We start from the raw sequence: 13,201 nt of genomic DNA on the forward strand, positions 1-13,201 counted from the left end.
ACCGGAGTTGATTGAGGCTGAGGAGACTCTAAGGTTCCGACAGTCGCCGCGTGCATACGGGCGTTGATACGAGGAGTCGAACCCATCTTTCAGCCCGTCTTTGCCGGTATTGTCGCCGCGATCACCGGATTCGCGAGTTCGTTCGTGCTTGTCATCGCCGGCATGCATGCTGTCGGGGCAAGCGACGCCCAAGCGGCATCCGCCCTTCTTGCGCTCTGTCTGCTGGTCGGACTGACGTGCATTGTCGTGCCCGCGGTGTTCAAGATCCCCATTTCGTTCGCCTGGTCGACCCCCGGGGCCGCGTTGCTTGTAGCCGCCGGTGGAACCACTCACAACTTCGGCGCTGCCGTTGGAGCTTTTCTGGTCTGTGGTGTTCTGATTGTGCTGACAGGACTCTGGCCGGCGTTAGGGCGGGCGATCACAAGCATTCCGAAGCCCATCGCCAGCGCAATGCTCGCGGGCATTCTGTTTCCGATCTGCCTGGCACCCGTGACTGCTGCAGTCGAGCAGCCTCTGCTCGCCATTCCGGTCATCGTGGTCTGGCTGGTACTCATGCGCTTCGCCGCGCGCTGGGCCGTTCCCGCCGCGATGGTCGTTGCTGCGATCGGTATTGCGCTGACGGCGGGAACGGATTGGCTCACGGCCTCCACGTCGTCGCCGGCACTCGTCTTCACCGCCCCGACCTTTGACGCTGCGGTGATCGTGAGCCTCGCACTGCCACTCTTCATCGTGACAATGGCCGGTCAGAATGTGCCGGGCTTCGTCGTCCTCTCTACATTCGGGTACAGGCCCTCACCGCGGCCGATTCTCGTGACCTCAGGCCTGGCCACCGTCGCGGGGTCAGTGTTCGGTGCCCACAGCATCAACCTTGCCGCCATCACCGCAGCGCTGATGGCCAGTCCGGAGGCACACCCGCAGAAGTCGAAACGCTGGATCGCGACACTCTCATCGGGGGTCGTCTACCTTGTGCTCGGCCTCGGGGCCGGGTTCGCCGCAGCCTTGGTCGCAGCATCGCCACCCATCCTGATCACAGCGGTTGCCGGTTTGGCGCTGCTGGGAGCGCTTGTGACAAGCATCACCGGTGCACTTGACGACCCGCGGCACCGCATCACAGCAATCACGACGTTCCTCGTTACGGCGTCGGGAATCTCGATCCTCGGCATCGGGTCGGCCTTCTGGGGCTTGGCCGTCGGCGGCGTGATCATGCTCTGGCTTGGCGGTCTCCGGCGGCACACGCCGACCCCAACGGATGCCCCGCGGGCGGAACCCCTCGTCGGACCCTAACCGGGCTTCGGGCCTCGTGCCGTGCCGCCCGTGCCGGGCGCGCCCGTCCTCGCCCTCCCCAGGCGGAAAGAAACCGGGGCGGGGCGGGGGCGGGAGTGACGGGTACGGGTGAGGGGTCAGGAAGACGGGTGCGACGGGCGGCTGGGTCACGACGCGACGGGCGGCCCTGGTTGAGGGTGCGACGGCGGCTATTTCAGGGCGCGACGGAGGCTAGTTCAAGCCACGACGGTCCAAGAGCGGCTGGACGTCGGCGTCACGACCGCGAAAGTCCCGGTAGGCCTCCAACGGGTCCTTCGTGCCGCCGACGCCGAGCAGGCGGGTGCGGAACCGCTCGCCGTTGGTCCGAGTCAGCCCGCCGTTTTCCGTGAACCAGGCGACGGTGTCCGCATCGAGCACCTCACTCCAGATATAGGAGTAGTAGCCTGCGTCGTAGCCTCCCGAGAAGGTGTGCGCGAAATACGTGCTGGCGTAGCGCGGGGGTATGGCCGGGTTGTTGAGGCCGACTGCAGCCAGGGCCTCGACTTCGAAGGCTGCGACGTCGGTGACGTGGGTGTCGGCGTCGATGCTGTGCCAGGCCTGATCTAGAAGTGCCGCAGCCAGATATTCGCTCGTTGCGAAGCCTTCGTTGAACGTCGAGGAGGCACGCAAATTTTCGACGAGTTGGCGCGGCAACGCCTCGCCCGTTCGATAGTGTGTCGCGTAGTTGGCGAGAACCTCGGGCCACAGCATCCACATTTCGTTGACTTGGCTCGGGTACTCGACGAAGTCGCGGTAGACGTTCGTGCCGGAGAACTTCGGATACGTCGATTGCGCGAACAGGCCGTGCAAGGCGTGCCCGAACTCGTGGAAGAGCGTGTTGACCTCGTCATAGCTCAGCAGTGTGGGCTCACCCGCGGCGGGCTTCGGCACGTTCATGTTATTCATCACGATGGTCGGGGTGCCGAGCAACGTGCTCTGTTGAATGAGCGAGTCCATCCAGGCGCCGCCGCGCTTTGAATCGCGCGTGTAGAAGTCGCCGATGTACAAGCCAACGGGGGAACCGTCCTCGTTTTTCACCTCGAACACCCGAGCCTGCGGGTGCCAGGCGGTCAGGTCGCTGCGTTCGGTGAAAGTGACGCCGTAGAGCAGCGTTGCCGCATAGAAAACCCCATCACGAAGCACCTTCTCGAGTTCGAAGTACTCGCGCATTGCCGCCGTGTCAACGGCATACGTTGTGCGGCGCACGGCCTCGGCGTAGTGGGCCCAGTCCCAAGCTGCGAGCTCAAACGTCTCGCCGCTCGCCAGTATCTGGGCCTGCAACTGCGCCTGTTCGGCGCGGGCATTGCCGGCGGCTGCTGCGGCAAGGGGAACGAGCATTGCGGCGACGGCCTCGGGAGTGCCTGCCGTCTGGTCAGCGGTGACGGCTGCCGCGTGGGTGTCGAAGCCGAGCAATCGAGCGCGTTCGGCCCGCAAGCCGGTGATCTGCAGGATGAGATCGCGATTGTCGTGTTGACCGCCACGGATGCCGCGGGCTCGCGACGCCGCCATGACCCGTTCGCGAACGGCACGGTTGGTGAGGTCTGCGAGGGCGGGGTGTCCGGTCGGCAGCACCAGGGTGAGCAGGTATGCGCCGGTCAGACCGCGCTCCGTTGCGGCCTCGGCTGCCGCGGAGATCTCACCGGGTGCGAGTCCGTCGAGCTCGGCGACGTCGTCGATGACGACGGCCAGTTCGTTGGTGTCCGAAAGCAGGTTCTTCTCGAACCGGGTGGTCAGGGTCGAGAGTCGCTGGTTGTAGTCGCGCAGCGTCTCTTTCTGCTCGGCAGACAACCCGGCTCCGGCGAGCGTGAACTCGGTCGAGTACCTCTCCACCAGATAGCGCGATTCGGCGTCGAGAGGGAGTGCGTCCAGCTGAGCGTGGACGGCCTGGATGCGGGAGTACAGGGCCGGGTCGAGTGTGATGGTGTCCTGGTGCGCGGCCAGCTGCGGGGCGAGTTCCTCTTCGAGCTGCAGAGTGAACTCTGATGAGTCAGATGAGCACTTGTTGGAGAACACACGGGCGACACGGCCGAGGGTGGCTCCGCTGCGCTCCAGGGGAAGAAACGTGTTCTCAAAGGTCGCGGGTTCGGGGTTTCTGGCGACGGCGGCGACCTCGGCCGCTTGCTCACGCATGCCCTCGGCAAAAGCCGGCGCATAGTGCTCGTCACGGATGTCGGCGAACGGCGGCAGCTGATAGGGGAGGGTGCTGGGAGTGAGGAAGGGATTCGCAGTGTCGACCATCTCCCCAGCCTACTTTCGCGCGACTGCCGCGGGAATCAGTTCTAGGCTCTGACTATGACTGATTCGGCCGATCGCTTCGAAACCGCAGCCCGTGAGAAATACACGCACGGTCACCACCCCAGCGTATTGCGCTCACACACGTGGCGCACTGTGGCGAACTCTGCCGAGTATCTGATCCCATACCTCGCGGCCGGCCAACGGGTGCTCGACGTGGGTTCGGGGCCCGGCACAATCACTGTCGACCTGGCGCGCCGGGTCGCCCCCGGCGTGGTGATCGGAGTTGATGCGTCGCCCGACATCGTCGACCAGGCGAATGCTCTAGCGCAGGACGAGGGCTTGCACACCGTGCGCTTTCAGATCGGCGACGTTTACGCGCTCGACTTCGCCGACGACAGTTTCGACGTCGTGCACGTGCACCAGATGCTGCAGCATGTGGCGAACCCGGTCGCCGCAATCACCGAGATTCGCCGGGTGCTGAAGCCCGGCGGCATCTTCGCGGCGCGCGAGGTCGACTACGGCGGCGTGATCTGGCACCCAGCGCTGCCGGGCCTCGCCGCCTGGATGACCGCCTACCAGGCCGTGCACCGGTGGAACGGCGGTGACCCGGATGCCGGACGCTCGCTCAAGTCCTGGAGCCGACTGGCCGGTTTCGACGACGTGACGAGCGGTGCGTCGATCTGGTGTTTCGCCTCGGAGGCAGAACGTGAATGGTGGGGGCAGTCCTGGGCCGAACGCGCCGTCGATTCGAACTTTGCCACGCACGCCATTGAATCCGGGGCCGCCGACCTGAGCGAATTGCAGACGATTTCTGCCGCGTGGCAGACCTGGGCGGCCCACCCCGACGGGTGGTTCGCGATGCCGCACGGCGAGGTCATCGCCCGCAAGTAGGCGGCGAACGGTGAGACCGGGTTAGACCCAGTCGTCTTCGTCGTCGATCGGCCCCATCGGCTGCGTGATTGTCGCGCTGTCTTCCGTCGGGTTATAACGAATGATCGTGCCGTCGTCGAGTTCGAGCACGGGCTTCGACTCGAGCCAGGTGAGCGTCCAGCGCCAAGCGCTGTTGTCCTCGCCGAGGGCCGTGAGCTCTTCCTCGACAGCCTGCACAGCAATTTCAACCACGTGGGGCAGTCCGGTGGGAACCGGATCGCCGAGCGGCCAGCGCGTTCCGAGCTGCACGTCTAGAGCGCAATCTCGTAGGTGACCCACTCGGTGCGGGTGCCCATGTCGTCATACAAGCGCTGTGCGGTGGTGTTGTCGGCCGCGGTGATCAGCTGAATACCGCTGAGCTTGTGCGTTGCCGCATAGTCGCGCACGTGGTTGATGAGCGCCCGTCCGACACCGGCACCGCGCGTTTCATCCGAGACGAACAGATCGTCCAGGAAGAGGCCGTTGGTGGCGCGGAGCGTGTCGGGAACGATGCGGAAGTGGGTGAAGCCCACAAACGTTCCGTCACCGTCGACGGCGACTGCACCCTCAAGCGGATGGTTCTTGTCGATGATCCAGCTCCAGACCTGTAGGGCCTTTTCATCGGTCAATTCACTCTTGTAAAACTCGCTGTAGCCCTCAAAGAGACCGAGCCAGGAGAAAAAATCCTTGTCGCCCAGCGTGCGTACCTGTACAGACATGAGGTTCCCCTTAACTTTCTGACACCGTGTCGAGCACGATATCCGTAACGGCCAACTCAACGCCAGCAATAAATGACAATTCCTTGATTCTGCCCACGGCTGCCAAATCGGCCGCCGCCAATGCGATCAGTGCGATATCCGCATCCGGACCACTGATCGAAGCGGTTGCGACATCAGCCTTCTGCGACGCCTTGGCATCGGTCTTCGCCCGACGGATGCCGGTGAGAGCACGGCTGGCAAGGTCGAGCAAAGCGACATCCCCGGACACGGCCGGGGTAGCCAACTCGGCGGCAACGGGCCACGGTGCACGGTGCACCGAGTCATCGTTGGACCAGGACCAGGCCTCTTCGGTGGCGAACGGCACGAACGGCGCGAAGAGGCGCAGCAACGTCGACAGCGCAGTGCGCAGGGCGGCGACGGCGGACGCCTGCTCGGGGCCGACCTCACCGTAAGCGCGCTCCTTGACGAGCTCAAGATAGTCGTCGCAGAAGGTCCAGAAAAAGCTCTCTGCCGTCTCGAGCGCACGCGCGTGGTCGAAGTTCTCAAACGCTGCCGTCGCCGTCTCGACCACGATGGCCAGGTTCGCCAGCATGCTCGCGTCGACCGGCTCGGTGACCGTGGCATCCGCGTCGCCTGTGAAGCTCAGGATGAACTTCGACGCATTCAGGATCTTGATCGCCAGACGACGACCGATCTTGATCTGGGTCGGGTTCTGAGGGTCGAACGCGGCATCGGTGCCGAGGCGTGACGAAGCGGCCCAGTAGCGCACGGCGTCCGAACCGTGCTGCTCAAGCATTCCGGCCGGGGTGACGACGTTGCCCTTCGACTTGGACATCTTCTTGCGGTCGGGGTCGACGATGAAGCCCGACAGCGCGGCGTGCTTCCACGGCGAGCTACCGTGCTCGAGTTCGGCACGCAGCAGGGTGCTGAACAGCCAGGTGCGGATGATGTCTTGGCCCTGGGGGCGCAGCGCATACGGGTAGACGAGGGTGAAGAGTTCGGGGTCGCGCTCCCAGCCGCCGGCGAGCTGCGGGGTGAGGGAGGAGGTGGCCCAGGTGTCCATCACGTCGACTTCACCACGGAAGCCGCCGGCGATGCCGCGCTGGTCCTCGGTGTAGCCCGGAGCGGTGTCGCTCGAGGGATCGACGGGCAGCATCTCACGAGTGGCGACAATGGGCTCGTCGAAGACCGGGTTTCCGTCGGCGTCGAGCGGGTACCAGACGGGCAACGGAACGCCGAAGAAGCGCTGACGCGAAATCAGCCAGTCGCCGGTCAAGCCGTTGACCCAGTTCTCGTAGCGTACGCGCATGAAGTCGGGGTGCCATTCGAGGTCGTTGCCGTGTTCGAGCAGTCGCGCGCGCAGGGTTTCGTCGCGGGCACCGTTGCGGATATACCACTGGCGGGTCGAGACGATTTCGAGTGGCTTGTCGCCCTTTTCGAAGAACTTCACCGGGTGAACGATCGAGCGGGGTTCGCCGATCAGGTCGCCGCTCGACGTGAGCAACTCGACAACGGCGGCCTTGGCGGAGAAGACGGTCTTGCCGGCTAACTCTGCATAAGCGGCGAGTCCGGCCTCGGAGCTGATCACGTCGGGGGCGTCGGCGATGATGCGGCCGTCGAAGCCCATGATTGCGCGGTTCGGCAGGTCGAGTTCACGCCACCAGACGACGTCGGTCACGTCGCCGAAGGTGCAGATCATTGCGATTCCGCTGCCCTTGTCCTTCTGGGCGAGGTGATGGGCGAGGATCGGCACCTCGACATCGAAGAGCGGGGTGCGCACGGTGGTGCCGAACAGCGCCTTGTAGCGCTCGTCGTCGGGATGTGCCACCAGGGCAACACAGGCCGGCAGGAGTTCGGGACGCGTGGTCTCGATCTCGATGGTGCCGCCCTCAGTCTTCTCGAATGAGACCCGGTAGTAGGCGGCCGGCTGCTCTTTGTCTTCGAGCTCGGCCTGGGCGACGGCCGTGCGGAAGGTGACATCCCACAGTGTTGGGGCCATGGCCTGGTAGGCCTCGCCGCGGGCGACGTTGCCGAGGAAGGCCAGCTGCGAAGTGAAGAGGGCCTCCGGGCCGATGGTGCGGTAGGTCTGGGTCCAATCGACACTGAGGCCCAGCGTGCGCCAGAGCGCTTCAAACTGTTTCTCATCTTCTGTGGTGAGTCGTTCGCACAGTTCGATGAAGTTGCGACGGCTGACCGGTTTCTGATCGGCGGCCTTGATGCTCTTGCCGTCCCCGCCTTCGTGTGGTGGCACGAACTCGGCCTCATAGGGCAGCGATGGGTCGCAGCGCACGCCGTAGTAGTTCTGCACGCGACGCTCGGTGGGCAGTCCGTTGTCGTCCCAGCCCATCGGGTAGAACACGTTCTTGCCGCGCATGCGCTGGAAGCGAGCGATGACATCCGTGTGAGTGTAGGAGAAGACGTGGCCGATGTGCAGCGAACCGGATGCGGTGGGCGGCGGCGTGTCGATCGAGAAGACGGCCCCGGTGCTGCCTGTGGTTCCGGCATTCGCGTCACGCGCGGTCAGGGCGGCTTCGCGGTCAAACCGGTAGGTTCCTGCGCCTTCCCAGGTGGTCTCCCATTTGGCTTCCAGCCCTTCAAGGGCGGGTTTCTCGGGGACGCGGTCGGCGCTGGACATGACTCTCCGGTTCGGTCTGGGCGACACCGTGTCGGTGATGAGGTGCCTGAAGTGTGAGGCCTCTAATCTACCGGATGCGCTTGTTCGGCTTGACCGCACGAGCGGCAAACGCGGCTCAGCCGAGTCGTGGAACACTCGCGAGCAGACGTTGGGTGTACTCATGTTGAGGGTCGCCCAGCACCGGGGTTGTCGCGCCGATTTCGACGATGCGCCCGTTCTGCATGACGGCGACGCGATCGCTCATGTGCTGGATAACGCCGAGATCGTGGGAAATGAACAGCAGTGAGAGCTGGAATTCGCGTTGCAGTTCGTCGAGCAGATCGAGCACCTGGGCCTGCACGCCCACGTCGAGCGCCGAGACCGGTTCATCGCACATGAGAATGTGGGGACGACCGGCCAGGGTTCGGGCGATTCCGACCCGCTGGCGCTGCCCACCCGAGAGCTCAAGCGGATGCCGGCTGAGAAACGACGGGGGGAGGCCGACCCCGTCGAGTAACTCGGCGGCGGTCAGCGCTGGCACGGACATGGACATGGACGCGGACTCGGACGCGGACTCGGACAGCGATACGGGCTGGATGGCGTCGGTGAGCAGTCGACCGACAGTCCAACGGGGGTCGAACGAGCCCAGGGCGTCCTGGTAGATGGCGCCGATCTGGCGGCGCACACCGCGACGCTTCTTTTCGGTGACGCTCGTCCATTCCTGACCGAGTACCTGGACCGTTCCGGCATCGGGGGTGGAGAGCGCGAGGGCGAGCCGAGCAACTGTGGTCTTGCCAGAGCCTGATTCGCCGACCAGGCCCAACGTTTCTCCGCGGTGCAGTTGGAAAGAGACGCCGTCGACGGCGAGCCGATGTCGGCCGTCGGGGCCGCGAAAACTCTTCGACAGCCCAGTTGCGTCGAGCACGATGTCGGGCGAGGGTCCGGTGGCGGAGGGCCCGGTGGCGGGAGGCCCGGTACGGGGTCGCGTCAGTGTCGGCGGGTGCGTCAGCGGGTGCGTCGAGGGGCGCGACGGCGTCCGCTCCGCTGTACCGAGCGAGAGTCGTGAGCCGCGCGGTTTGTCGACGGGCACGGCCCGCAACATCCGTTGGGTCTGCGGATGCCGCGGCGCGGAGAGCACGTCGTCGGTCGGCCCGGTTTCGACGATGCGGCCGTCGTGAAAGACCGCGACCCGGTCGGCGATTCGGGCGACGACGGCCAGATCGTGGCTGATCAGCAGCAGACCGGTTCCCGCCGCAGTGATCTCGGCGAGCAGATCGAGAATCTGCGCTTGCACCGTCACGTCGAGAGCCGTCGTCGGCTCGTCGGCGATGAGCAGCGGCGGGTCGAGGGCGATCGCCGAGGCGATGAGTGCACGCTGGCGTTGGCCACCCGAGAGTTCGCCGGAGCGGGCGGCCGCTCGCAGCCGAGGGTCGGGCAGGCCGACGCGTTCCAGTAGTTCCACGACCTTCGCTGCGCGCTCGGCAGGGGGCAGCGTGGTGTGCAGCCGCAGCGGATCGGCGACCTCGCGCCCCACGGTGCGCAGGGGATCGAGCGAGACCAGGGCGTCTTGCAGCACAAGCCCGACGGAGCGTCCGCGATGCCGGCGCCAAGCCGCGTCAGAGAGGCGAAGCATGCTCTCCCCGCCGATACTGAGCTCGTCGGCCTGCACGCGAGCGCGGGCCCCGGCCAGGCCGAGCAGGCTGCGAGCCGTCACGCTCTTGCCCGACCCCGACTCGCCGACCAGTGCCAGACATTCACCCGGTCGCACCTCGAACGAGACACCGTCGACGACCGGGGTCATACCCGCCGGTGTGGGGAATGCCACCCGCAGGTTCTGCACGCGCACGGCGGGCGCAGCGGATGCCGCGATCTGCTCGCTCATGCGTGGCGCATCCGTCGTTCGATGCCGCGACCCAGCGCCGTCGCCGCGACAGCCGTCGCCACGATCATGAGGCCGGGAAAGAAGCTCATCCACCAGGCCGAGCCGAGATAAATGCGTCCGGCCGAGAGCATGGCGCCCCATTCTGCGGCAGGAGGGGCCGCTCCGAGTCCGAGATAGCTGAGTGCCGCCGCCCAGACGATGGCTTGGCCGAGGCCGAGCGTGGCGAGCACGAAAAGCGGGGCGAGAGTGTTCGGCAGAATATGGCGGCGCAGGATGCGGGCGGGGCTGTGCCCGAGCACGGTCGCCGCCTCGACGAACGCCGAGCGGCGTACGGTGATGAACTGAGCCCGGATGATGCGGGCATAGCCGGGCGCGGTGGCCAGGCCGACAGCGATGGTTGCTGTGGCCACGCCGGGACCGAAGATCAGAATGAACAGCAGTGCGACGAGCAAGCCGGGGAACGCGAAGAGTACCTCGACGAAACGACCCAGCGCGAAATCGACGATCCTGCCGCTCATGCCGGCGATCGTGCCGATCAGGATTCCGAGGCCCAGCCCGATCGCCGTCGCCAGAAAACCGATCAGCAGGGAACTGCCCGCGCCATGCACCACACGGGTGTAGATGTCGCGCCCCGATTCGTCGGTGCCGAACCAGTGGGTGGCGGAGGGCGGGGCGAACGCCGCGAGCGGATCGATCGCGAGTGGGTCGCCGGGGGCAACGAACCACGGAACGGTGGCGGCCGCGAGCAGAAAGAGCAAAAGCGCGCCGGCGAGCACGCTGGGAACGTCGACCACAGCCGCCGGTGATGCGCGCCGCGCTCGACCGAGCCCGGAGGCAATCTCGAGGTCGCTCATGGTCGCTCCCCACTCCCGGCCGGGGCTGCCTCACGGAGGCGGGGGTCGGCCAGCCGGGTCGCAGCATCCGTCAGCAGGGTCATCAGAATGTAGGCGACCGCGACGATCAGCACGACGCCGACAACGACGGGAACATCGCGTGCGGTGACGGCCGTCAACAGCGTGCGACCGAGTCCCGGCCGAGCGAAGATCGTCTCGACCACGACCGCACCGCTGATCAATGAGCCGAATGCCCACCCGGTCAGGCTGATTGCCGGAACCGCCGCATGACGCACCGCGTGGATCCAGCGCACCCCGGACTCGCTCTCACCGCGCGCCCGAGCGGCCAACACGAAGGGGGATTCCAACGCTGCCAGCAGTGACGGACGCATGACCTGGCCCAGGAATCCGGCCAGGGGGATGGCGAGGGTGAGCACAGGCAGGACGAGTCCGGCCGCACCCGGGGTGCTGATTGGCGGGAGAATACCGAGCCACAGGCTGAACACCACGATCAAGGTGGTAGCGAGCCAGAAATGCGGCAGGGCTGCGGCCACCACCTCGAGGCCGGAGCCGATCGCCTCGACGATGCGTCCGCCGCGCGTGGTCCAGAGGGCAAACCCCAGCGCGAAGACCCAGGCAAGTGCGAGTGAGCAGACGGCGAGAATCAGGGTGCCGGCCAGCTGGGGCAGAACGAGCGGGGCGACATCCATGTTGAGGGCGTAGGAGTGGCCGAGATCGCCGGTCGCCAGGCGCCCGAGCTGGGCGAGGTACTGCAGGAGCAGTGGTTGGTCGAGTCCGTATGCGGCACGCACCGCCGCGAGCGCCTCGGCCGACGCCTGCGATCCGGGGCCGCCGAGAATGGCCAGCGCCGGATCCCCGGGAATGACGCGCACAGCGAAGAACGTGAGAGTCGCCACGGCCCAGAGCACGAAAACTGCGCCGCCGATTCGCCAGAGCGCGGCACGCGCCGCCGCCCCGGTGGAGGAGCGGCGGCGAGCGGCCGCTACCGGTTCAGCCACGCGCCCTGGAATGTCGGGACTGACACGGTGGGCAGCGCGCGTACGCCGGCCACGTCGGCACCGAGCAGGAAGTGGTTCTGCTGGTCGTACAGCGGCAGCAGGTAGAAGCCGTCAAGCAGCATGTTCTGGGCCTGCTCCTCAAGCGTGGCTCGCTCGCCGGGGTCGGAGACCTGGCCAGCCTGGCTGAGCAGGGCATCGAGGGCAGGATCATTCACCTGAGCGTTGTTGGCGAAGTAGCCGCTCGGCGCCGGAATGATTCCACTCGAGTGGTAGAGGATGCGCAGCACGTCGGGGCCGACCTTCGTGTACGGCGCACTCACCGCGTTGTACTCGTGCGCGCCCAGGGCGCCGTACCAGCTCGACAGATCCATCGGCTCGAGTACAACCTCGAAGCCGGTGGCCTTCGCCGTCGCCTGGATCTGCTCGAACAGCGACTGCTCAGCCGGAATCGACTGGTTGGTGCTGATCGGCAGTTTTACGCGCAGGCGCTCGCCGCCTTTCACCCGATAGCCCGCTGAGTCTCGCGCCGTCCAGCCGGCGGTGTCGAGAAGGACGTTCGCGGCAGCCGGGTCGTAGCCGAAGAGGTCGGGGCGTGACACTGCGAGCGGCTCGATGCTCGACAGGGCAGAGTACGAACGCGTCGCGGTGCCCTGGAACAGGCTGGTCACGGCGTCGTCGACGTTGGCCGAGCGGATGAATGCCTCGCGCACGCGCACATCGTCGAAGGGCGCCGTGCTCGAGTTCAGTTCGATGCGGTTGGCTGCCCCGGGACGCGGGGCGTCGAGGTGCTGCAGGGTCTTGCTCTTCTCGGCCAGCACGATGGTGTCGGGTTGCACGTTGTCTATGACGTCGACCTCACCGGCCTGCAAGGCGGCATAGCGGGAAGCCGATTCGGGAATGAACTTCCAGATGATGGTGTCGAGGTAGGCGGGGCCCTGATGCGTGGCGTCGGCGGGCGGCGACGTGTAGTTCGGGTTCTTCGTCAGGGTGATGGCATCCTGCTTGAGCCAACTCGTCACGGTGAACGGGCCGGTGCCCACGGGGGATTGGCAATTCTCGTCCTGACTGCGCTTCAACGCCGTCGGGGACTCGATGGCGAGCCAGGGCTGCGAGAGCGATTCGAGCAGGGCGCTGTCTGGCTCAGTCATGGTGAAGCGCACCACGCTCGGGGAGACGACTTCGGTCGACGCCACCTTCGCCAGAGCGAGGTAACCGGTCGACGAACCCGTCTCGGGGTCTTGCAGGTGGGCAACGTTGGCCTGCACGGCCGCCGCATCGAGCGGGGTGCCGTCGCTGAAGGTCACCTTGTCGCGGAGCGTGAAGTCCCAGGTGAGGCCGTCCGTGCCCTCGGTCCAGGATGCCGCAAGCCACGGGATGATGGCACCCGTGCTGTCGCGCGACACCAGGGGCTCGAGGAACTGACTGCTCACCAGCGCCTGGGGGTAGTTGCCACCGACATGCGGGTCGAGGCAGGTCGGCTCGGCATCCCCGGACGCGTAGGTAAGCGTGCCGCCGGCGCGAGGGGTGCTGGTGCTCACGGGGCCCGGAGTGGCCGACGTGCAGCCGGTCATGGCGACGGCGACAACCGCCAGCCCGGCGAACAGGGGAACAGCGGTAGCGCTGGTCGGGCGGCGAGAGGGGCGACTCGTGCTCATCAGACTTCTTTCTCGCGTCGCGCTCTCGCGCAC

At 66.2% G+C, this 13,201-nt stretch carries 10 protein-coding genes; 2 read left to right on the forward strand and 8 right to left on the reverse strand.

The genetic code is table 11. The features are described from left to right. The first annotated feature begins 63 nt into the window (after positions 1-63). Positions 64-1,284 (forward strand): benzoate/H(+) symporter BenE family transporter, encoded by a 1,221-nt coding sequence (locus HNR05_RS03740; protein WP_218868804.1) that lies wholly within the window; start codon positions 64-66, stop codon positions 1,282-1,284. A gap of 210 nt (positions 1,285-1,494) precedes the next feature. Here HNR05_RS03740 and HNR05_RS03745 read toward each other — a convergent pair whose 3' ends face one another. Continuing rightward, positions 1,495-3,540: a M3 family metallopeptidase gene (locus HNR05_RS03745; protein WP_179577804.1), complete on the reverse strand. Its 2,046-nt coding sequence runs from the start codon at positions 3,538-3,540 to the stop codon at positions 1,495-1,497. A 54-nt stretch (positions 3,541-3,594) separates the two neighbouring features. On the opposite strand from HNR05_RS03745, the gene HNR05_RS03750 reads away from it, so the two are divergent. After that, positions 3,595-4,428, forward strand: a complete 834-nt coding sequence (locus tag HNR05_RS03750) for a methyltransferase domain-containing protein (protein ID WP_179577805.1) — start codon at positions 3,595-3,597, stop codon at positions 4,426-4,428. A gap of 21 nt (positions 4,429-4,449) precedes the next feature. Here HNR05_RS03750 and HNR05_RS03755 read toward each other — a convergent pair whose 3' ends face one another. The 7 genes from HNR05_RS03755 to HNR05_RS03785 all read right to left on the reverse strand — a co-directional run bounded on the left by HNR05_RS03755 (position 4,450) and on the right by HNR05_RS03785 (position 13,168). Then, a complete protein-coding gene (locus HNR05_RS03755) occupies positions 4,450-4,716 on the reverse strand; it encodes a hypothetical protein (RefSeq protein ID WP_179577806.1) in 267 nt (88 codons plus the stop codon). Positions 4,717-4,718: 2 nt separating this feature from the next. Further along, positions 4,719-5,165 carry a GNAT family N-acetyltransferase gene (locus HNR05_RS03760; protein ID WP_179577807.1) on the reverse strand — a complete coding sequence of 149 codons (447 nt, stop codon included), beginning with the start codon at positions 5,163-5,165 and terminating at the stop codon, positions 4,719-4,721. A gap of 10 nt (positions 5,166-5,175) precedes the next feature. Next, positions 5,176-7,800, reverse strand: a complete 2,625-nt coding sequence (valS, locus tag HNR05_RS03765) for a valine--tRNA ligase (RefSeq protein ID WP_179577808.1) — start codon at positions 7,798-7,800, stop codon at positions 5,176-5,178. A gap of 115 nt (positions 7,801-7,915) precedes the next feature. Next, the gene (locus tag HNR05_RS03770) at positions 7,916-9,661 is read right to left on the reverse strand and encodes a dipeptide ABC transporter ATP-binding protein (RefSeq protein ID WP_179577809.1); all 1,746 of its coding nucleotides are present in this window, start codon (positions 9,659-9,661) and stop codon (positions 7,916-7,918) included. Continuing rightward, positions 9,658-10,515 (reverse strand): ABC transporter permease, encoded by an 858-nt coding sequence (locus HNR05_RS03775; protein WP_179577810.1) that lies wholly within the window; start codon positions 10,513-10,515, stop codon positions 9,658-9,660. Before HNR05_RS03775 ends, HNR05_RS03770 begins: the two co-directional genes overlap by 4 nt. Further along, positions 10,512-11,513, reverse strand: coding sequence for an ABC transporter permease subunit (locus HNR05_RS03780; protein ID WP_179577811.1), 1,002 nt, complete (start codon positions 11,511-11,513; stop codon positions 10,512-10,514). Before HNR05_RS03780 ends, HNR05_RS03775 begins: the two co-directional genes overlap by 4 nt. Then, positions 11,498-13,168, reverse strand: coding sequence for an ABC transporter substrate-binding protein (locus tag HNR05_RS03785; protein ID WP_179577812.1), 1,671 nt, complete (start codon positions 13,166-13,168; stop codon positions 11,498-11,500). Before HNR05_RS03785 ends, HNR05_RS03780 begins: the two co-directional genes overlap by 16 nt. Positions 13,169-13,201 lie beyond the last annotated feature (33 nt).

This window comes from Leifsonia psychrotolerans (genome assembly GCF_013410665.1).
In the GTDB taxonomy this organism is placed as follows: domain Bacteria; phylum Actinomycetota; class Actinomycetes; order Actinomycetales; family Microbacteriaceae; genus Cryobacterium; species Cryobacterium psychrotolerans_A.

Excerpts from the sequence above, each read along its gene's own strand:
- HNR05_RS03745 (WP_179577804.1), bottom strand. The coding sequence starts at position 3,540 with ATGGTCGACACTGCGAATCCCTTCCTCACTCCCAGCACCCTCCCCTAT.
- HNR05_RS03750 (WP_179577805.1), top strand. The coding sequence starts at position 3,595 with ATGACTGATTCGGCCGATCGCTTCGAAACCGCAGCCCGTGAGAAATAC.
- HNR05_RS03760 (WP_179577807.1), bottom strand. The coding sequence starts at position 5,165 with ATGTCTGTACAGGTACGCACGCTGGGCGACAAGGATTTTTTCTCCTGG.
- valS (WP_179577808.1), bottom strand. The coding sequence starts at position 7,800 with ATGTCCAGCGCCGACCGCGTCCCCGAGAAACCCGCCCTTGAAGGGCTG.
- HNR05_RS03770 (WP_179577809.1), bottom strand. The coding sequence starts at position 9,661 with ATGAGCGAGCAGATCGCGGCATCCGCTGCGCCCGCCGTGCGCGTGCAG.
- HNR05_RS03775 (WP_179577810.1), bottom strand. The coding sequence starts at position 10,515 with ATGAGCGACCTCGAGATTGCCTCCGGGCTCGGTCGAGCGCGGCGCGCA.
- HNR05_RS03785 (WP_179577812.1), bottom strand. The coding sequence starts at position 13,168 with ATGAGCACGAGTCGCCCCTCTCGCCGCCCGACCAGCGCTACCGCTGTT.